Origin of the sequence: Novosphingobium sp. P6W (assembly GCF_000876675.2) — a bacterium.
Taxonomy (GTDB): Bacteria; Pseudomonadota; Alphaproteobacteria; order Sphingomonadales; family Sphingomonadaceae; genus Novosphingobium.
In genome coordinates this window covers 2,593,998-2,613,538 of sequence record NZ_CP030352.1, presented here as the reverse complement: position 1 = coordinate 2,613,538, position 19,541 = coordinate 2,593,998, and the positions used below count along the sequence as shown (strand labels likewise).

Genomic DNA, 19,541 nt, shown 5'->3' with positions numbered 1-19,541 from the left:
GGGAGTTAATTTTCCCTGCATTGGTAAACGGCGAGGTGATGAAACATGCGGATATATTCCAATATCATGAGAACTAGGCTGGCATGGTTTCACGGCGCCGCTTCCCGCACTTTCAGACTGGGTGCGGGGGAGGGATGGCCGAAATAATAGCCCTGGCCCTCGTCGCAGCCTTCCGCCTCCAGCACCCTGAGCTGCCCTTCGGTCTCGATCCCCTCGGCCAGTACAGGGATGTCGAGGCTGCGGCCCAGCGCCAGAACGGCGCGGATAATGGCCCGGGCCTGGGCGCTGCCTTCCGATTTCAGCAGGAACGACTTGTCGATCTTGATCTTGTCGAACGGGAACGACTGCAAGGTGTCGAGCGAAGAATAGCCGGTGCCGAAGTCGTCGATGGCCACGCTGACGCCCATCGCCTTGATGAGACGCAGGCAGTGCAGAGCGCGTAATTTGTCCTGGATGATGGCGGTTTCGGTGATCTCCAGTTCGAGCCTGCGGGCAGGCAGGCCGGTTTCCACCAGAACGGAGTGGACCATCTCGACAAGGTCGGGTTGGAGAAACTGCACGGCCGAAAGGTTGACCGCGACCTTCTCCTCGCCCGGCCATGTCCGTGCTTCGTGGCAGGCCTGACGCAGTACCCATTCGCCCAGCGCGATGATTTCGCCAGTCTCCTCGGCGATGGGAATGAATTCTTCGGGCGATACCAGTCCCCGGCGGGGGTGCGTCCAACGTAGCAGCGCCTCGTAACCCGATACCGCGCCGGTGCGCAGCGAGTGCTGCGGCTGGTAGAGCACGCTCAACTCGCCTTTCGCGCTGGCCTGGCGCAAGTCGGTGGCCAGTTGCCTGTGTTCGCGCGCGCTTTCGTCCATGCCGGCCTCGAAGAAGCAGATGCTTTTGCCCAGCTTGGCCTTGGCGCGGTACATCGCGAGGTCGGCGTTGTTAAGCAAGGTCTCGCGGGTGTCGCCGTGCAGCGGGTGAGTGGCGACACCCAGGCTGGCGCCAACGGTGAGCGGCTGCCCTTCGTCGGCGACCGGCGCGGCGATGCAGGTCTGGATGCGGGCGATGAAGTCGTTCAGCTGGGCGCGGCGGGTGAAGCGGATTGCGGCTGCGAACTCGTCGCCGCCGAGGCGGGCCACAGCCTCGCCTTCGCGCCGGGTGGCGCTGAAGCGCCCCGCCAGAACCTGCAGCAGATGGTCGCCCGAGGCATGTCCGAAAGTGTCGTTGATCTCCTTGAAGCGGTCGAGATCGATGGCGAGCACGGCGACTTTCTCGTCCGCCAGCGTGGCATCGGCGATCATCGAGTCCACTTCCCGATAGAACTGGGCGCGGTTGGGCAGGCCGGTCAACGCATCATGCATCGCCATGTGCGCGATCCGGTCTTCGGAGCGGCGCTGCTGGGTGATGTCTTCGAACGTGGCGATCCAGCCGCCATCGGGCAGCGGACGCTCGCTAATCGCCAGCACGAGGTCTTCGGTGAAATTAAGATGCCACGAGGGGTGGTCGCCCGAGGTGCTGGCACGCAGGATGGACTTGTGGATCATATCGAGAGTCTTGGCCGGGTGGTACTCCGTGGAGAAGTAGCCGGCGTAAACCAGTTCGGTCATGGAGGTGCCGGGCTGGCAGCGCTCCTCCGGGATGTTCCAGATGCGGTAATAGGCGCGGTTGGCGAAGATCAGGCGCTCATCCGGGCCGAACATGCACAGGCCCTGGCTCATGTGTTCGAGCGCGGTGTCGAGTTGGTGCGACTTTTCGGCCAGCGCGTCCTGCGCCGCTTTGATCTCGGTGATGTCGCGGGTGATCAGCGAGTAGCCGATGTGTGCGCCGTCCTCGTCGCACAGTTTTTCGATCGTGCCGTGCGCCCAGAAATCCGACCCGTCGCTGCGGGTGCAAAGCCACTGCCCCTTGGCGATGCCCAAAGCGTCAGCCTCGGCGATGGCGAATGCGGGGCGGCCTGCTGCGCGGTCCTCGGCGGTGAAGAAGCGCGCGAAGGGCAGGCCCAGCGCTTCGGCATCGTCATAGCCAATCAGCGAACGGCCGCCGGCGTTCCACTGCGCGACGTGCGCGCTGCGATTGAGCATGCAGATCGCGTAGTCGGACGTGCCCCTGACCAACTGTGCAAACTGGCGCTCGCCCAGCAACCGTGCGGCGTGAGTGCGCTGGCGCAATTGGTGCGCGAACGTGCTGATCGCCGCGACCGCCAGCGAGCCGACGCACAGCCATGCGGCCAGTTCCTCCTGCGGTATAGAGAGGCCCTGGTCGGAGAGGTGAGACGGAATGAACGTCAGCGCGGCGGTGCCGCAATAGTGGAGGACTTGCGCGGCGATGGTGACCAGTCCGGTTGCCGCCAGGATAAGAGTTAAGCCTTTTGCGCGCAGGGCGATGAAAAGTCCGGGATAGAAAAGGATCGCCGGCAAGACGACCGAAGCAGCTACAAGATGCCAGTCCCAGTTCAGCATTGCGGGAACTTCCAGCGCCGCCATGCCGGTATAGTGCATTGCCGCCAGCCCCGCGCTCAGCAGAAGTGCGGCGGGGACGAGGCCCACCTTGGACCGTGCCTGCACCGCAAAATAGAGCGCGGCCTGTGCGCCAGTAACGCCGACAATCAGCGAAGCGGCGGTCAGCCAGGGCGAATAGGCATGACGATAACCAGTGTCGAAACCAAGGGACGAAATGAAGTGCGCCGCCCAGCATCCGAAGCCAAGCATGAGGCCGGCCAGCAGGTATGCACCGCTCCGCTTGCGGCCGCGCGCCTGTTCAAGAAGGGACATGCTCTTGCCGGCGGCCAGGGCGCAGGCAAGGATTGCCAGCAAGACCATCTCCGGCCGATGCTGGTCTTTCGCGCAAAGTATAACCTGAAAGAAGTGTGCTGCGCCTGTTTCGCTCATGACGAAATTGTAACGCATCAATATTTAATGTGGCTTAAATCGTTTGCACCGGATCGGCACTCAAGCTGATCCGCATCGGTTGTAATCAAACGAAATGGCCCGCCGCACATGGTGCGACGGGCCAAGCTTTCCTCCCCAGGAAAACTCTTGCTTCAACGGCGGACGGCGCTGCCGAGGCGGTGATAAAGGTTGGAATACGTGGACGAGATCGGATCGTCCTCGTGCGCCTTGAGGTAAAACAGAACGGCTTCCTGAAGGAGCTTGAAGTCCTGGTTCGAAAGCACCGCGCGGGCGCGGGCCGGTTCGGTCGTCATGGTGGTCATGGTCATTCCTTTCCTTGCTTTGCGGGGAGCTTCCCCAAGTCACCCGGAGACTGTCTCCGGGTGTTCGTTTCAACCTTTTACGCGGCGAACTGGTTCATCGTGTTGTGCGTGCCGCCCGCCTTCAGGGCAGCCTCACCGGCGAAGTATTCCTTGTGGTCGTCGCCCACGTCGGAGCCGGCCATGTTCTGGTGCTTCACGCAGGCGATGCCCTGGCGGATCTCCTGACGCTGCACGCCCTTGACGTAACCCAGCATGCCGGCGTCCCCGAAGTATTCCCTGGCAAGATTGTCGGTCGACAGTGCCGCGGTGTGGTAAGTCGGCAAGGTGATGAGGTGGTGGAAAATGCCTGCCTCGCGCGCCGAGTCCTTCTGGAAGGTACGGATGCGTTCGTCGGCTTCATCCGCCAGTTCGGTGCCATCGTAATCCACGCTCATCAGGCGCGCCCGCTCGAAGGCCGATATGTCCGTGCCGGCCGCTTCCCAGGCGTCATAGACCTGCTGGCGGAAGTTGAGCGTCCAGTTGAAGCTGGGCGAATTGTTGTACACCAGCTTGGCATTCGGGATCACCTCGCGGATGCGGCTGACCATGCCGCCGATCTGGCCGATGTGCGGCTTTTCGGTTTCGATCCACAGCAGATCCGCGCCGTTCTTCAGGGCGTGGATGCAGTCGAGCACGCAGCGGTCCTCGCCGGTGCCGGGGCGGAACTGGAACAGGTTGCTGGCAAGGCGCCTGGGCTTGAGCAGCTTGCCGTCGCGGCTGATCAGGACGTCGCCGTGGCCGATCGCAGACACTTCCTCGCAGTCGAGGTACGAGTTGTACTGGTCGCCGATGTCGCCGGCCTCGTTGGTGACGGCGATCTGCTTGGTCAGGCCGGCGCCGAGCGAGTCGGTGCGGGCAACGATCAGGCCATCGTCCACGCCCAGTTCCATGAAGGCATAGCGTACCGCGCGGATCTTCGCGATGAAGTCCTCGTGCGGAACGGTGACCTTGCCGTCCTGGTGGCCGCACTGCTTCTCGTCCGAAACCTGGTTCTCGATCTGGATGCAGCAGGCGCCCGCCTCGATGAACTTCTTGGCGAGCAGGTACGTCGCCTCGGCATTGCCGAAACCGGCATCGATATCGGCGACGATGGGAACGACATGCGTTTCATACGTGTCGAGCGCGTGTTCGAGGCGCTTGGCTTCCATCTCGTCGCCGCTCTCGCGGGCCTTGTCGAGGTCGCGGAACATCATGCCCATTTCACGCGCATCGGCCTGGCGCAGGAAGATGTAGAGTTCCTCGATCAGCGCGGGGACCGACGTCTTCTCATGCATCGACTGGTCGGGCAGGGGGCCGAACTCGCTGCGCAAGGCGGCGACCATCCAGCCGGAAAGGTACAGGTAACGGCCCTTGGTGGTGCCGAAATGCTTCTTGATGGAGATCATCTTCTGCTGGCCGATGAACCCGTGCCAGCAGCCCAGCGACTGGGTGTAGTTTGCGGGGTCCTGGTCATAGGCGGCCATGTCCTCACGCATGATGCGCGCGGTGTAACGGGCGATGTCGAGGCCGGTCTGGAACCGGTTCTGCATGCGCATGCGGGCGACCGATTCCGGCTCGATCCCGTTCCAGTGGGCTTCGGCGCCGATGGCCTTTCCGGCTTCGATGATTTTGCTCTGGTAGGTCACGATGGAGTTTCCTCTTGCGGAAGAATGTTGCGTTTGATGACCTTGAGGTAGTCGCAAGTTTCGCGGGCCGGAATGGCTTGCGAAGTGCTGTTGTCAATCTTTACAGATTTTCCTTGTAAAGTTGTACGATCCTGACAAAGTGCGGTGGATATGGCAGAAAACCGCCCCTTATACCTCGGCCCAAGGCTGCGCCGCCTGCGCCGGGAGCTTGGCCTGACGCAGCAAGCGATGGCTGACGACCTTGAGATTTCGCCCAGTTACGTTGCCCTGATCGAGCGGAACCAGAGGCCCGTCACGGCCGACATGCTGCTACGTCTGGCGCGCACCTACCGGCTCGATATCGCCGATATCGCCGGGGATGATGGAGAAGATTACGCCCGCCGCCTGACCGACGTGCTGCGCGATCCGATCTTCGCCGATATCGACTTGCCCGCGCTGGAAGTGGCAGACCTTGCCACCAGCTTCCCGGGGGTGTCCGAAGCGCTGCTGCGGCTGCATCAGGCCTATACGCGCGAGGCGCAGGCACTGGCCGAACAGCGCGCTGCCGGGCCGGACGTGGACGAGAACGAACCTGTGCGCGAGGCACAGCGGTTCCTGGCGCAGGCGCGCAACTACTTCCACGCTCTGGACCAGCGCGCCGAGGAACTTGCGGCAGAGATCGACAAGGCGGGCGGGGCAACCGCGTGGCTGGCGGCAAAGGGCGTGCGCGTGCGCTTCCTGCCGCCCGACGTGCTGATGGAATCGCTGCGCCGGTTCGACCGGCACAACCAGCAACTGCTGATCGCCGATACGCTCGACAGTGCCAGCCGGGCGTTTCAGATCGCCACCCACATCGCCCACACCGCGCTGCGCACCGAGATCAAGCAGGCGATCCGTGCCGAGAATTTCTCCAGCCGCACCACCGCCGCGCTGCTGCTGCGCGCACTGGCAGGCTATGCCGCTGCTGCGATCGTTATGCCGTATGGCCGCTTCGCCCGCGCGGCGGACCAGCGCGGTTACGATATCGATGCGCTATGCTCGCTGTTCGGCGCCAGTTTCGAGCAGGTCGCACACCGCCTCACCACGCTTCAGCGCCCCGGAGAGGAGTGTGTCGGCTTCTTTTTCATCCGGGTGGATGAAGCGGGCAATGTGTCCAAACGGCTCGACGGCGCGGGCTTTCCCTTTGCCGCGCATGGGGGAGGGTGCCCTTTGTGGAACGTTCATCAGGTCTTCCGCCGTCCGGGAGAAATCGCCACGCAATGGCTGGAACTGCCGGGCGGAGAGCGTTTCTTCTCGATCGCCCGCACCGTCACCGGCGGGGCCAAGGGGTACGGCGCGACCCGCGTGGTGCGCGCCGTCGCGCTGGCGTGCGCAGCCGAACATGCGGGCCGTCTGGTCTATGCCGCCAAGGCAGATCCCATCAACGCGCCTACCACGCCGATCGGCGTTACCTGCCGCTTGTGCCAGCGCGCCGAATGTACGGCTCGCTCGGTCCCGCCAATCGGGCGCGATGTGCTGGCCGACGATTATCGCCGGGCCGCGCAGCCCTATACCTTCGCGGAAAGTTGATCCAAGCTCTCCGTTTCGAAGGAACGGGAAGGCGGCGGCTTTCAGAGCCGGCAAAGGATCGTCTTCATCCCCCCCCCAAATGCATCGCCCGCGTCACCGCCCGGTGAATTTCGGGGGCCGCTTCTCCTTCAGAGCCTGAATGCCTTCAAGGTGGTCTGCGCTGCGTACCGACACGCTTTCATAGGCGATGCCGGCGTCCATCAACGCCGTCGCCAGCCGCTTGAGTTCGATGTTGGTGAGGATCTTGGTCGCGCGAATGGCGCCCGTCGCGCCGTTCAGCAGCCTGGCGCAGAAGGCGTCGACACGCGCGTCCAGGTCTTCCAGCGGGACGCAGTAGTTGATCAGGCCGATCTCCGCCGCCTTGCTCGCGGTGAGCAGGTCGCCCGTCAGCAGGTATTCCTTGGCGCGCGTCAGGCCGATGCGCTGGGCCCAGATCACCGCGCCGCCATCCCCTGCCACAAGGCCGAGGCCGACATGCGGATCGCCGATCTTGGCGCCTTCAGCTGCGAAGATCACGTCGCACAGCAGGGCCAGCGTTGCACCAAGCCCCACCGCGTGGCCGTTCATCCGGCACACTACAGGCTTGTCGATGTCGAGCAGGGTCGAAACTATGCGCTTGGCGACGCGCGTCTCGTGGTCGAACAGGTGCGGGTTCCTGGCATTGTGCTCGATATGGCCAAGGTCGCCCCCGGCGGAGAACGCGCGCCCCGCGCCGGTCAGCACGATGACGTCGGAGCCGGTGTCGACCTGCGCGAACCACATGGCTTCGGCCAGATCGTCATGCAGCGCCAAGTTCACCGCGTTCAGCGCTTCGGGCCGGTTAAGGGTGATGCGCAGCAGCCGTCCCTCGCGGGCCATGGCGATCGTGCTCAAAACGGGCAGGGCGGGCACGTTCTCGGTCATTGCGGCGGGTCTCCCTCTTTTGCGGTTCATCTCATAGGCAGGCGGCCTTCCAAGGCCACATTAAAACGCCACGGCAGACGCAATCCTTCGCTCCAGCGAAACCTGCACCTACAAGCGTGCGCGGCGTTGCCAAAGTGCGCGAAGTTCGATCTACCCCCGTGTTGAACGCATGCGCAGCAGCGCGGCATGACGGATGAGAGGATCAACTACGATGACGCAGTTCGACGAGACTTTCGACTGGGTGGTCGTGGGCAGCGGTGCGGGTTCGATGGCCTCGGCGCTGCTGATGAAGCAGGCGGGCAAGTCCGTTGTCATCCTCGAAAAGGCGCCGTGGGTAGGCGGCACCACCTGCAAGTCGGGCGGGGTGATGTGGATCCCCGGCAATCGTTTCATGGACCCCGGCGAGGACAGCCTCGAAAAGGCCTGCCAATATCTCGACGCGGTGGTTCCCGATGGCCCGGATTCGCCCGGGACCAGTCCCGCGCGCCGCCGTACATACGCGGTCGAAGCGCCCAAAATGCTCGACTTCATCGTCGCGCAAGGCGTGAGGATGGAACGCGGATCGACCTTCTGGCCCGACTATTACGATGAACTTCCCGGCGGCGTGAAAACCAGCCGCACCGTCACCGCGCTGCCCTTCGACAAGAAGCAGCTCGGCAAGGAATGGGCGCCGAAGCTGCGTCAGGGGTTCCTCGAAGTGCCCGTCCGGCTCGACGACGGGATGAAGCTGCCTTTCATGAAGCATTCCTGGGCGATCAAGCGGCTGTTTCTCAAGATCGCGCTCAAGGTCGTCGCCGGCAAGCTGACCGGCAAGCATTGGGTCACCGCCGGAGCAGCGCTGCAGGGGCGGATGCTCAAGGCGGTGCTGGATAAGGAGGCGGCGCAGATCCGCACCGACTCTCCTGTCAGCGAAGTCATCATGGACGGCGACCGGGCGGTGGGGGTGGTCACCATCCGGGACGGCAAGCCCTGGCGTGTCGGGGCAAAGCTGGGCGTGCTGATGAATGCAGGCGGCTTTTCGATGAATCAGGCCATGCGCGACAAGCACATGCCCGGCACGCAGTCGAAGTGGTCCAACGGGATCGAGAGCGATACCGGCGACATGCATGTCGAACTGGCCGCAAAGGGCGCGCAGCTGGCGCAGATGGACCAGATGGTCGGCTTCCAGATGACCGAGGCCCCCGGCTGGGCGACCGACTACGTCAAGCCCGGCACCCAGAGTACGACCGGCAAACCCCATGCCATCCAGGTCGACCAGACCGGCGTGCGCTACATGAACGAGGGCGGCTCCTACGAGGAGTTCTGCGAGAACATGCTGGTGCGCAATCGCACCGTGCCCGCGATCCCCAGCTGGGCTATCATGGACCAGCAGTTCATGGACGAATATGCCGTCGCCGGCAGGGGCACTGCCAGGAAGAACATGGCTCAGTGGCTTGCCTCGGGCTGGATGCACCGCGCCGATACCATAGAGGCTCTGGGCGCGTCGATAGACGTACCGGCCGATGCACTCAAGGGCACGGTCGAGCGCTGGAACGGCTTCGTGCGCGGCGGGCGGGACGAGGATTTCCAGCGCGGCGTGCGCGCCTATGACAACTGGCTGGGCGACCCCTTTTTCAAGGACGGCCCGAACCAGTGCATGGGCACGATCGAGAAGGGCCCGTTTTACGCCATCCCCATCGTCCCCGGCGATGTGGGCACTTATGGCGGCGTGGTCTGCGACTGCGATTCGCGCGTGCTGCGTGAAGATGGTTCGGTCATCGAGGGCCTTTATGCCTGCGGTGTCACCACGGCGTCGCCGATGGGCCGGGTCTATCCTGGCGCCGGGGCAAGCGTGGGTCCTTCGATGACCTTCGGGTGGATCGCAGCGAAGCACGCGGCGGGGCTGGGGAACCAGCTGGCCTGATCGCGGCGGGAGGGGCGCTGCACATGGCCCCCCAGCGCCATGTGCCAACCCATTCGACATTCCCGCACCATCCCGCTAAGGGCGCGCGCACTATGCAGGAAAACGACCGCGATCTTCTGCCCGAGGGACTGGGCGACCGACTTCCGCAGCAGGCATGGGCCTCGCAGACCGTGCGCCGCGCCGCGCATGACGTGCTGGCGAGCCATGGCTATGCGCGGGTCGAGACGCCCGTGCTTGAATTCGAGAAGGCGCTGGCCAGCCGCATGGCGGGCGTGCAGGTGCGCCGCATGTTCCGCTTCATGGACCCGGTTTCGCTGCGCACCCTCGCGCTGCGTTCCGACATTACCGCGCAAGTCGCGCGCATTGCCGCTACCGGCCTTGCGCAGGCGCCGCGTCCGCTGCGGCTTTCCTATTCCGGGCAGGTTGTTACCGTGAAGGGCGACGGCCTCGACCCCGCGCGTGAGCGGCTGCAACTGGGCGCCGAACTCATCGGCACCGATTCGATCGACGCCGTCGCCGAAATCGTCGAACTCGCTATCGAAACCCTGCGCGCCGCCGGCGCTACCGGGGTTTCGGTGGACTTCACGCTTCCCGACCTCGTCGACGCCCTTAGCGCCGAGGCCCTGCCGCTTTCCGCCGCGAACATCGAGGCGGTGCGCCGGATGCTCGATTCCAAGGATGCGGGCGGGCTGGTCGACGCTGGCGGTGAGACTTACCTGCCGCTGCTCTATGCGGTCGGTCCGTTCGACGCCGCGATCGAGCGGCTTGCGGCATTCGACGTGGACGGCGTTCTGGCAAGCCGCATCGCCGGACTGCGCGCCATCGCGGCGCGGGTGAGCGACAAGGCCCGCCTCACGCTGGACCCTTCCGAGCGTCACGGCTTCGAATACCAGTCGTGGCTGGGCTTCACGATTTATGCGGACGGCATTCCCGGCAGCATGGGGCGCGGCGGCACATATGCGATTCTTGGCGGCGCAGGGCTGGACCCCGAGCCGGCCACCGGCTTCTCGCTCTATCCCGATCGGCTGATCGACGTGCTCGGCTCGGGCGGCGGCGAGGAGCGCAAGCTGTTCCTCCCGCTCGGCCACGACCGCGAAATCGCGGCGCGCCAGCGTGCCATCGGCTGGGTCACCGTGGCGGCCCTGAGCGAGGATGACGAGGCGATCGCGCTCGGCTGCTCGCACCGCCTCGAAGGCGGCGAGGCGGTGGAGATCTGATCTCCCCGTCCCGGACCTGATCCGGGGCGGCCTTGAGGGTCTTGACTACCCCGCCGCCTACGCATTAGGGCGCGGGGCGAAAAGCCGGGGCATCTACGCCCCACCATCTCATCCGTTTCGCCGAGTCCTGTCGAAGGGCGTCACCGGATCCGCCTGGGCAGGGTGGAGGAGCATATCCATGGCCAACGTAACCGTGATCGGCGCCCAGTGGGGCGATGAGGGCAAGGGCAAGATCGTCGACTGGCTGGCAAGCCGGGCCGATGCCGTTGTCCGCTTCCAGGGCGGCCATAACGCCGGCCACACGCTCGTCGTGGGCGAACAGGTCTACAAGCTGAGCCTGCTGCCCTCGGGCATCGTCACCGGCACGCTGTCGATCATCGGCAACGGCGTGGTGCTCGACCCCTGGCACCTCAAGTCCGAAGTCGAAAAGCTACGCGGGCAGGGCGTCGAGATCAATTCCGACAACTTCGCCATCGCCGACAACTGCCCGCTGATCCTGCCCGTCCACCGCGAACTGGACGGCCTGCGCGAAGCAGCCGCCGGTGCCGGCAAGATCGGCACCACGGGTCGCGGCATCGGCCCGGCTTACGAGGACAAGGTCGGCCGCCGCGCGCTGCGCGTCTGCGATCTGGCCCACCTTGATTCGATGGAACCGCAGCTCGACCGTCTCTGCGCCCATCACGACGCACTGCGCGCCGGTTTCGGCCAGCCGCCGATCGACCGCGAGGCCCTGCTCAACGAATTGCGCGAGATCGCGCCTTTCGTGCTGCAGTTCGCCGAGCCGGTGTGGCGCCGCCTGAACAAGGTCAAGAAGGCCGGCGCGCGCATACTGTTCGAAGGCGCTCAGGGCGTCCTGCTCGACGTCGACCACGGCACTTATCCCTTCGTCACCAGCTCGAACACGGTTTCGGGCACGGCGGCCAGCGGTTCGGGCCTTGGTCCTTCGGCGACCGGTTTCGTGCTGGGTATCGTCAAGGCTTACACCACCCGCGTCGGTTCCGGCCCGTTCCCCACCGAGCTGGAAGACGAAACCGGCCAGCGCCTGGGTGAGCGGGGCCATGAATTCGGCACCGTGACGGGGCGCAAGCGCCGCTGCGGCTGGTTCGACGCGGTGCTGACGCGCCAGTCCTGCGCCATCTCGGGCGTCACAGGCATCGCCCTAACCAAGCTCGACGTTCTCGACGGGTTCGAGAAGGTGAAGATCTGCACCGGCTACCGCCTGCGCGGCAAGGTGATGGATTACTACCCCAGCCACGCCGCCGACCAGGCCGCGGTAGAGCCGATCTACGAAGAAATGGACGGCTGGCAGGGCACTACCGCCGGCGCCCGTTCGTGGGCCGATCTGCCTGCTCAGGCGATCAAGTACATCCAGCGCGTGCAGGAACTGATCGAAACCCCGGTCGCGCTGGTTTCCACCAGCCCCGAGCGTGAGGATACGATCCTCGTGCGCGATCCCTTCGCGGACTGACGGCAATGCGGGGCGCACTTCGGTTTGCCCCGCTGCTGCTGCTTTTTGGCATCGCTGCGGCCGAGGCACAGGCCCCGCCGCAGCCCCTGCCGCAGCCTTTACCTGAAATTGACCTGATCCGTGTGCGCAAGGCGGCGCGGATCATGGAACTCTACGCAGACGGGCGCCTCGTGCACGTCATCGAGCATATCCAGCTTGGCGATGAGCCTGTCGGCCCAAAACGCTTCGAAGGCGATGAGCGCACCCCCGAGGGACGCTACACGATCGATTGGGCCAATCCGCAGAGCGCCTACCACCTCTCATTCCACATTTCGTATCCCAGCGCCGCCGACCGCGCCTATGCCGCTGCGCATGGCCGTTCTGCCGGAGGGATGATCATGATCCACGGCCAGCCCAATTCGTGGACCGAAGGCCGCGTGCCCGGCGACTGGACCGACGGCTGCATCGCGGTGTCGGACGAGGAGATCGAAGCCTTGTGGGAGGCGGTCGCCGATGGCACCCCGATCGAGATCGTGCCTTAGGTCAAGGTGGTACACGCCGCCGTGGGTCAAGTCCGCGCGATAGAGGCTGACACCCCACTGCACCGACCGACTTGCACAAATTGCACTTTCCGGCATTGCTGGTTTGTAAAACGCAAGACAGCCGATGTTGCCGATTAATAGTTAGGAGCCTAACTAATGGCTTCCATGACTGACCGAATCACCCTTGCCCATGAACTCGCCACGCAGTTGAGCCCTGTCTCGCGCGCATGGTTGCAGCTTGCCGACCGCATTCTAGGCTCGTTGGCGATTTCCAATTCTGCGGGCTGGGCGCTTGTGCATCTCGAACGGCTTGGGAAGGGTGCGCGGCAGGGCGATCTGGCCCGCGCGATCGGCATCACCGAAGCCTCGCTGGTGCGTACCTTGCAACAGTTGGAGCGTGGCGGCCTGGTCGAACGTCGCCCCGACGAGGAAGATCGCCGCGCCAATCGCCTGCATCTGACGGCAGAAGGCAAGGAACTGGCGCGCAAGGCCGAAAAGCGCCTGATCGAACTGCGTATCGAGCTTCTTGAAGGCATTCCCGACGAGCAGCTCGAAGGAGCGGTGCGCCTGCTCGGCATCGTGTCCGAACGCGCGGCAGAGATGCGGAGCCGGGCATGAACACCGCCCTCTTCAACCGCTGGGGCATTCCCGCAGCGGTCTTCTCGCTCAAGGCGCTCGCGGCGGCCATTCTTGCGACCTACATTTCCTTTTCGATCGGGCTGGAGCGGCCTTACTGGGCCTTTCTCACCTCCTACATCGTCGCCGCGCCGCTGGCGGGGGCGGTCATCTCGAAGGCGCTGTTCCGCGTCATCGGCACGTTCGTCGGCGCCGCTATGGCAGTGATCATGGTGCCGCCGCTCTCGCACAGCCCGGAACTGCTGACGTTGGCGATCGCCTCGTGGCTGGCGCTCTGCGTCTTCGTCTCGCTCCTCGAACGCACGCCGCGCGGCTACGCTTTCGTGCTCGCTGGCTATACCGCCGTGCTGATCGTACTGCCGGCCGTGAACACCCCCGGCGAAATCTTTACTGACGCTTCGCTTCGGGTGCAGGAAATCACCATCGGCATCCTGTGTTCCAGCCTGATGCACGGCGTGGTGTTCCCCAATTCGGTCTCCACGTTCCTGCTGGGCCGCGTTGCCATGATGCTGCGCGATGCCGAACGGTGGAGCCGCGATTCCCTCGAACTGGAACCGGATGCAGCGGTCGAGGCGGAACGCCGCCGCCTGGCGCAGGACGTTACCGAACTGCACAACTTGTCGATCCACCTGCCCTATGAAACCAGCCGCCCCGCTCCGCGCGTGCGCACGGTGCGCGCATTGCAGGACCAGCTTTCGCTGCTCATGCCGCTGGGCGCTGCCGTGGCGGACCGCGTTGCGGCGCTGAGGGAGCGCGGGGGGCTTGCCGATGCCGCCGTGACCCTGCTCGCTGACACCCGCGCCTGGCTCGATGCCATCGAGGGCCCACGGGAAGATCGTGAAGCGGCGGCACAGGATCTCAAGGCCCGCTGCCTTGCGCTCGAACCCGAAGTAAGCGCGCAGTCCGACTGGGACGACCTGCTCCAGCTCAGCCTGGGCTCGCGTCTATCCAGCCTGATCGACGCCCATCTCGACTGCCGCGATCTTGCCGAGCAGTTAGGCACGCTCGATCGCAAGCCGGTGTCCTTGCGTATCCCGCGCCTGCTTGAAGGCCGCCGCAACCGCGAAGTGCACCGCGATGTCGCGGGCGCCCTGCGCGGCGCGGCAGGCGCGGCAATCACCATCATTCTGGGCAGCGTGCTGTGGATCGGCAGCGGCTGGAACGATGGCGCCACCGCCGTCATGCTTGCGGGCGTGTTCCTCGCCTTGTTTTCGGCGATGGACAATCCGGTGCTGCCGCTGCGGCTGTTCTTCTGGGGCACTCTGATCGCGACGATCATCGGGTTCATCTACGCCTTCGTCATCCTGCCCAGGGTGACCGGGTTCCCGGAACTGGCGCTGGTGCTTGCCCCGGCATTGCTGGTGCTGGGATCGCTGATGCATTCGCCGCGCTTTGCCGGGGTGGCTCTGCCCGCATTGCTGGGCATGGGCAGCCCGTTCATCATCGCCGTGAAGTACAACGACAATTTCGTCAGCTTTGCCAACGGCGCGCTGGCCCAGCTGACCGGGACGCTGTTCGCGATCGTCATGGCGCGCCTGTTGCAGACCGCCGGGCTGGAGAGCGCCATTCGCCGAACCTTGCGCGCAGGCTGGCGCGACATCGCCGAGCGCAGCAATGTGATGGGGCCGCCCGACGTGCGCGGCTGGATCAACCGTATGCTCGACCGCATCGCCGTGCTCTCCCCCCGACTTGCGCTGAGCGGCAAGCAGCCGGGCGAGCCGCTCTACGACGTGCTGCGCGATCTTCGCACCGGCGTCGCCATCGGCGAACTGCGCCAGCTGCGCCTCGATCTTCCAGCGGCGCGCACCGGCACTCTCACCAGCGTGCTGGCTGAAGTTGGCGCATATTATCGCCGCCTTGAGCCTGAGGAACGCGCCCCTGCCGATCCCGAACTGCTGGGCGATATCGACAAGGCGCTCAACCTGTTCGTGGCCGATGAGGATCGCTCCGTGCGCCGCCAGGCCGCGCTCGCGCTCGTATCGCTGCGCCGTAACCTGTTCCCCGACGCCGCCGCGCTGAAAGGCCTGCCATGAACGGCGAAATATCCATTGGGGGCGTGTTCATGCCCACCATCCTGCTGCTCGCGGTGATCGCCTCGGTGCTGACGATGATTCTTCTGCGCTTCATCAACGTCTCGGGCCTTTATCGCTTCGTCGCCTATCGCGCCCTTGTGGACCTGTGCATCTACATCATGGTCCTCGGCGCGCTTTCCCTTCTTGCCCCCCACATCGGTCTCCATCCATGAAGAACCTGCTTCCCGCGATCGGCCGCAGCGCCGCTACCATCGTCATCGTCATCCTGGCCGCGTTCATCGCGTTCTGGATGTGGAACCACTACGAGCGCAGCCCCTGGACCCGCGACGGGCGCGTGCGTGCCGACGTGGTGCGGGTGACGCCCGACATCGGCGGCCTAGTCACCTCGGTGGCGGTGCGGGACAACCAGACGGTGAAGGCGGGCGACCTTCTATTCGTGATCGACCGCCCGCGCTATACGCTTGCCGTCGAACAGGCGCAGGCTTCCGTAGCGAGCGCGAAGGCTACGCTGGGGCAGGCGGGCCGCGAATCCGCACGCGATCTGGCGCTGGGCGACCTGGTCGCCACCGAATCGCACGAGCAGAACGTCGCCCGCGTCGCCACGGCCCGCGCAGCGCTGGCTGAAGCGGAGAGCGCCCTCGATGGCGCCAAACTCAACCTTGCGCGCACGCAGGTCCATGCCTCGGTCAACGGCACCGTTACCAACCTGGACTTGCACCCCGGCGATTACCTTGCTGCGGGCAGTCAGGCGATGGCGCTGGTCGACGACGATTCGATCCGCGTCGAAGGCTATTTCGAGGAAACCAAGTTGGCGATGATCCACGTCGGCGCCCCCGTCACTGTCCACCTCATGGGCGAGGGGCAGGCGCTCAAGGGCCGGGTCGAAAGCATCGCGGCAGGCATCAATGACGATAGCCGCAGCGATTCGGGCAACCTCCTCCCCAACGTCGCGGCGACCTTCTCGTGGGTGCGCCTCGCCCAGCGCATCCCGGTGCGCGTGAAGCTGACGCATGTTCCCAGGGACGTGCGGCTGATCCTGGGCCGCACCGCGACGGTGACCGTGGAGCATCCCGCCCCCGCCGCAAAGCCAGTAGCGCAGGAAACCAAGTAATGGCCGCATCGCGCTTCCTCTCCGCCGCAGCATTGGCGCTGGCTTTGTCCGCCTGCGCAACCGCCGGGCCGGACTATCACCCGCCCGAACAGTCGGTGGCGAATGAGCCTTCCGCGCAAGGGGCTTTCGTTTCGGGCAACGACGCGGCTTTCACCCAAGCCCCGCTGCCCGATCGCTGGTGGAGCCTTTACGACGATCCGCGCCTCGATGCGCTGGTCGAACAGGCGCTTACCGCCAACACGGATCTGCGCGCCGCCGAAGCCAACCTCGAACGCGCCGAAGCCGTCGTTCGCGAGGCGGAAGGCGGCCGGGCGCTGACGACTTCGCTGACCGGCGCAGTGGACGTCTCGCGGCAGGCGCAGACCGGCAGGCCGCTGCCCGGCGTCATTACCGACAACCTAGGGCTGGCGCTCAGCTATCCCCTCGATCTGCGCGGCAAGCTGCGGCGCGCGATCGAAGCAAGCGAAAGCGACCGCGCCGCCGTGGAAGCCGCACGCGACGCGGTGCGGGTGAGCGTGGCCGGCGCCGCGACAAAGGCCTACGCCGATGTCTGCGCCGCCAATTACCAGCTGAACGTGACGCGCAAGGTCGTGCAGCTGCAACGCCAGACGCTCGATGCGACGCGCCGCCTGCAACGCGGCGGACGCGGCACCACCTTCGACGTCAGCCGGGCGGCCGCTGCCGTCGACGCCAGCGCCGCTGCCCTGCCGGCCTTCGTAGCAACGCGCCAGAACGGGCTTTACCTGCTCGCCACGCTGCTTGGTCGTCCCCCGGCAGAGTACCCGCGCGAAGTGGCGGACTGCGCTGCGCTGCCCCGGCTGGCCGGAGCGCTTCCGGTTGAGGACGGGGCTTCACTGATCCGCCGCCGCGCCGATATCCGGCAGGCCGAACGGACCATTGCAGGCGATACCGCGCGCATCGGCGTTGCCGTTGCCGACCTCTATCCGCAAGTCAGCCTCGGCTCGTCGCTGGGCCTGTCCGGCCCGCTGGAGAATATCGGCAAAGGCAGCAGCTTCGGCTTCAGCCTCGGCCCGCTGCTCAGCTGGTCGTTCCCCAACCGCCCGGTCGTCCACGCCCGGATCGACCAGGCCGATGCAAAAGTCCGTGCCGACATCGCGACGTTCGACAGCACCGTGCTGACTGCACTACGCGAGGCGGAAAGCGCGATGGAAACCTACGCCCGCGGCCGCGAACGGGCGGCGGCGCTGGGCCGTGCGCGGGATAGCGCCGAAATTTCGGCCGGGCAGGCGGGCAAGCTGTTCCGCTTCGGACGCGGGGGCTTCCTCGACCTGCTGAGCGCGCAGGGCAGCCTTGCTTCGGCGGAAGTCACGCATGCCGCGGCGCAGGCAGCGGTGGTGGATAACCAGATCGCGGTGTTTCTGGCGCTGGGCGGCGGGTGGCAGCGATAGTTGAAGGGGAAGACCTGGGGCCATTGCCCCAGACCCCGTACTGTCGAGGTTACGCGCGCTGCTACGTTTTCGTGCTCACTTCAGGGTAGAAAAAGCGCCGCAGGCTTTATGTTTTGTGCCGTGACGACAGCGGGACTGAAGGCGGCTTCGCCGCAAGGATAGTTCCATTGCACGTCACTGCTGTGCGCGCGTCGACGACAGTACGGGGTCTGGGGCGATGGGCCCAGGTCTTCCCATCAACCCTTAGAAATCGACGGCAACCCCGTTGCGCACCCAATCCCCATAGCGGGTGGGCGAAAGACCGTCAGGGTCTTCACCGTCCTTGAATTGCGCCGGCTTGGGCGCCGGCTCGTTCGTCCAGTGAGCAGGCTTCGAGAAGCCTTCAGGACGCTGGGTTGCGCGCTTGGTCATACTTGTCATGTGGCGACGCTGGCGGAAAAACGCAATCCGGTATAGGGGCCCGCGATGGACATTCCCGGCCTTCCGGCGCGCCGTGCCGCGCTTCACCTTATCGATGCCGTTCTGCGCAGGGGCGAAACGCTCGACCAGGCGGCGGGTGGTGCCCTCGCCAAAGTACGCGGCGACGCCGACCGCGCGCTTGCCCGCGCCATCGCCGGAGAGGCGCTGCGCTGGCGGCAGGACCTGGACGAACTGATAGATTCGGCCACCAAGATGGCTTTGGCAGACGACGCCAAGGCCCGCGCGGTGCTGCAGATCATGCTGGCGCAGGTGCTGCGGCTGGAGACCCCGCCGCACGCGGTGATCGCCACTGGCCTGCCGCTGCTCATGGGCGGCCCGCGCCGTCTGGCCCACGGCGTCTTCTCCACCCTGATGAAGCGCGAGGCCAGGCTGCCGGCCGTCCCCACGCTGCCCGAAGCCGCCGCGACGCGCTGGGGAGAGCGGGCCGATGCCATTGCCGCCGGTCTGGTGGAGCCGCCGCCGCTGGATATCGCCCTGCGCAATCCGGCTGAAACCGCCGAATGGGCAGAGCGCATGGGCGGCGTTTCGCTGATGCCCGGCCATCTGCGTCTGCCGCGCGGTTCGGCGATCGACCTGCTGCCCGGTTTCCGTGACGGTGCCTGGTGGGTGCAGGATCTCGCCGCTAGCCTGCCGGCAAGGTTGCTGGGCGCCGGCGAGGGAAAGCGCGTTCTCGACCTTTGCGCCGCGCCCGGCGGCAAGACCATGCAGCTTGCAGCGCAAGGCTGGCAGGTAACCGCGCTGGACAACGCCAAGCGCCGCCTCGAACGCCTCGGCGAAAACCTCAAGCGCACCATGCTGGAAGCCGAAGTCGTGCTGGCCGATGCACTGACGTGGGAGCCGGAGGAAAAGTTCGATGCGATCCTGCTCGACGCACCGTGCACGGCGACCGGCACCGCGCGGCGCCACCCCGACGTGCTGCACCGCATCTCCCCGCGCCAGATCGACGAGATGGTGGAGCTTCAGGCAAAACTGCTCGAACGCGCGGCGGGCTGGCTTAAGCCGGGCGGGCGGCTGATCTACGCGGTATGTTCATTGGAAGCCGCAGAGGGCGAGGGGCAGGCTGCTCCCGCCGGTTTGACGGTGCTGCCGATCGAGGCGTCTGAACTGCCGGAGGGTCTTGCGCCTACCGCTGAAGGGTTCCTGCGCACCGATCCGGGGATGCTGGCCGAGGTTGGCGGGCTGGACGGGTTCTTTGTGGCGCGCTGGGTCAAGGACTAAGGGGAAGACCTGGGGCCATTGCCCCAGACCCCGGTATTGTCGAGGCTGCGTTGTGTGCATTGCAATGACGTAGCCGCGCCGCAGGCTTTGTTTGCCAGCGTCTGTGTCAGGTGACGTCGAGGCTGGAAAGCGGCTTCGCCGCAGGCGAACCCCGAAACGAGCGCACTACCAAGCTGCGCGCACCACGACGACGATAATGGGGGTGCAGGGGGGCGATGCTCCCCTGCT

At 65.5% G+C, this 19,541-nt stretch carries 16 protein-coding genes; 11 read left to right on the top strand and 5 right to left on the bottom strand.

What is annotated here, in order from left to right:
* Window positions 1-89: 89 nt before the first annotated feature.
* From TQ38_RS12635 to TQ38_RS12630, 3 genes are all read right to left on the bottom strand, one after another.
* A complete protein-coding gene (locus tag TQ38_RS12635; RefSeq protein WP_162792246.1) occupies window positions 90-2,804 on the bottom strand; it encodes an EAL domain-containing protein in 2,715 nt (904 codons plus the stop codon).
* A gap of 227 nt (window positions 2,805-3,031) precedes the next feature.
* Window positions 3,032-3,202 carry a hypothetical protein gene (locus TQ38_RS30590; RefSeq protein ID WP_205316032.1) on the bottom strand — a complete coding sequence of 57 codons (171 nt, stop codon included), beginning with the start codon at window positions 3,200-3,202 and terminating at the stop codon, window positions 3,032-3,034.
* A 77-nt stretch (window positions 3,203-3,279) separates the two neighbouring features.
* The gene (locus tag TQ38_RS12630) at window positions 3,280-4,866 is read right to left on the bottom strand and encodes an isocitrate lyase (protein ID WP_043970869.1); all 1,587 of its coding nucleotides are present in this window, start codon (window positions 4,864-4,866) and stop codon (window positions 3,280-3,282) included.
* A 150-nt stretch (window positions 4,867-5,016) separates the two neighbouring features.
* On the opposite strand from TQ38_RS12630, the gene TQ38_RS12625 reads away from it, so the two are divergent.
* Window positions 5,017-6,414: a short-chain fatty acyl-CoA regulator family protein gene (locus TQ38_RS12625; protein WP_043970867.1), complete on the top strand. Its 1,398-nt coding sequence runs from the start codon at window positions 5,017-5,019 to the stop codon at window positions 6,412-6,414.
* A gap of 93 nt (window positions 6,415-6,507) precedes the next feature.
* Here TQ38_RS12625 and TQ38_RS12620 read toward each other — a convergent pair whose 3' ends face one another.
* On the bottom strand, window positions 6,508-7,317 hold the full coding sequence (locus TQ38_RS12620; protein ID WP_043970865.1) for an enoyl-CoA hydratase/isomerase family protein: 810 nt from the start codon (window positions 7,315-7,317) through the stop codon (window positions 6,508-6,510).
* 211 nt (window positions 7,318-7,528) lie between these two features.
* On the opposite strand from TQ38_RS12620, the gene TQ38_RS12615 reads away from it, so the two are divergent.
* From TQ38_RS12615 to TQ38_RS12575, 9 genes are all read left to right on the top strand, one after another.
* Window positions 7,529-9,220 (top strand): FAD-binding protein, encoded by a 1,692-nt coding sequence (locus tag TQ38_RS12615; protein WP_043970863.1) that lies wholly within the window; start codon window positions 7,529-7,531, stop codon window positions 9,218-9,220.
* A gap of 92 nt (window positions 9,221-9,312) precedes the next feature.
* Window positions 9,313-10,437: an ATP phosphoribosyltransferase regulatory subunit gene (locus tag TQ38_RS12610; RefSeq protein WP_043970861.1), complete on the top strand. Its 1,125-nt coding sequence runs from the start codon at window positions 9,313-9,315 to the stop codon at window positions 10,435-10,437.
* A 178-nt stretch (window positions 10,438-10,615) separates the two neighbouring features.
* Window positions 10,616-11,905, top strand: a complete 1,290-nt coding sequence (locus TQ38_RS12605) for an adenylosuccinate synthase (RefSeq protein WP_043970859.1) — start codon at window positions 10,616-10,618, stop codon at window positions 11,903-11,905.
* A 5-nt stretch (window positions 11,906-11,910) separates the two neighbouring features.
* Window positions 11,911-12,426 carry a murein L,D-transpeptidase family protein gene (locus TQ38_RS12600; RefSeq protein WP_052505537.1) on the top strand — a complete coding sequence of 172 codons (516 nt, stop codon included), beginning with the start codon at window positions 11,911-11,913 and terminating at the stop codon, window positions 12,424-12,426.
* Between the two features lie 165 nt (window positions 12,427-12,591).
* Window positions 12,592-13,044 carry a MarR family winged helix-turn-helix transcriptional regulator gene (locus TQ38_RS12595; protein ID WP_043971685.1) on the top strand — a complete coding sequence of 151 codons (453 nt, stop codon included), beginning with the start codon at window positions 12,592-12,594 and terminating at the stop codon, window positions 13,042-13,044.
* Window positions 13,041-15,095, top strand: coding sequence for an FUSC family protein (locus TQ38_RS12590; protein WP_043970857.1), 2,055 nt, complete (start codon window positions 13,041-13,043; stop codon window positions 15,093-15,095). The genes TQ38_RS12595 and TQ38_RS12590 overlap by 4 nt, the downstream gene beginning before the upstream one ends.
* On the top strand, window positions 15,092-15,307 hold the full coding sequence (locus tag TQ38_RS12585) for a DUF1656 domain-containing protein (protein ID WP_043970855.1): 216 nt from the start codon (window positions 15,092-15,094) through the stop codon (window positions 15,305-15,307). The genes TQ38_RS12590 and TQ38_RS12585 overlap by 4 nt, the downstream gene beginning before the upstream one ends.
* Complete coding sequence (locus TQ38_RS12580; RefSeq protein WP_043970853.1) at window positions 15,304-16,206, top strand: efflux RND transporter periplasmic adaptor subunit; 903 nt, start codon at window positions 15,304-15,306, stop codon at window positions 16,204-16,206. The genes TQ38_RS12585 and TQ38_RS12580 overlap by 4 nt, the downstream gene beginning before the upstream one ends.
* The gene (locus TQ38_RS12575) at window positions 16,206-17,615 is read left to right on the top strand and encodes an efflux transporter outer membrane subunit (RefSeq protein WP_113941921.1); all 1,410 of its coding nucleotides are present in this window, start codon (window positions 16,206-16,208) and stop codon (window positions 17,613-17,615) included. Before TQ38_RS12580 ends, TQ38_RS12575 begins: the two co-directional genes overlap by 1 nt.
* 243 nt (window positions 17,616-17,858) lie before the next feature.
* Here TQ38_RS12575 and TQ38_RS12570 read toward each other — a convergent pair whose 3' ends face one another.
* The gene (locus tag TQ38_RS12570; protein WP_082057506.1) at window positions 17,859-18,026 is read right to left on the bottom strand and encodes a DUF1674 domain-containing protein; all 168 of its coding nucleotides are present in this window, start codon (window positions 18,024-18,026) and stop codon (window positions 17,859-17,861) included.
* A 54-nt stretch (window positions 18,027-18,080) separates the two neighbouring features.
* Here TQ38_RS12570 and TQ38_RS12565 point away from each other — a divergent pair, with 54 nt between their 5' ends.
* On the top strand, window positions 18,081-19,313 hold the full coding sequence (locus tag TQ38_RS12565) for an RsmB/NOP family class I SAM-dependent RNA methyltransferase (RefSeq protein WP_043970849.1): 1,233 nt from the start codon (window positions 18,081-18,083) through the stop codon (window positions 19,311-19,313).
* Window positions 19,314-19,541 lie beyond the last annotated feature (228 nt).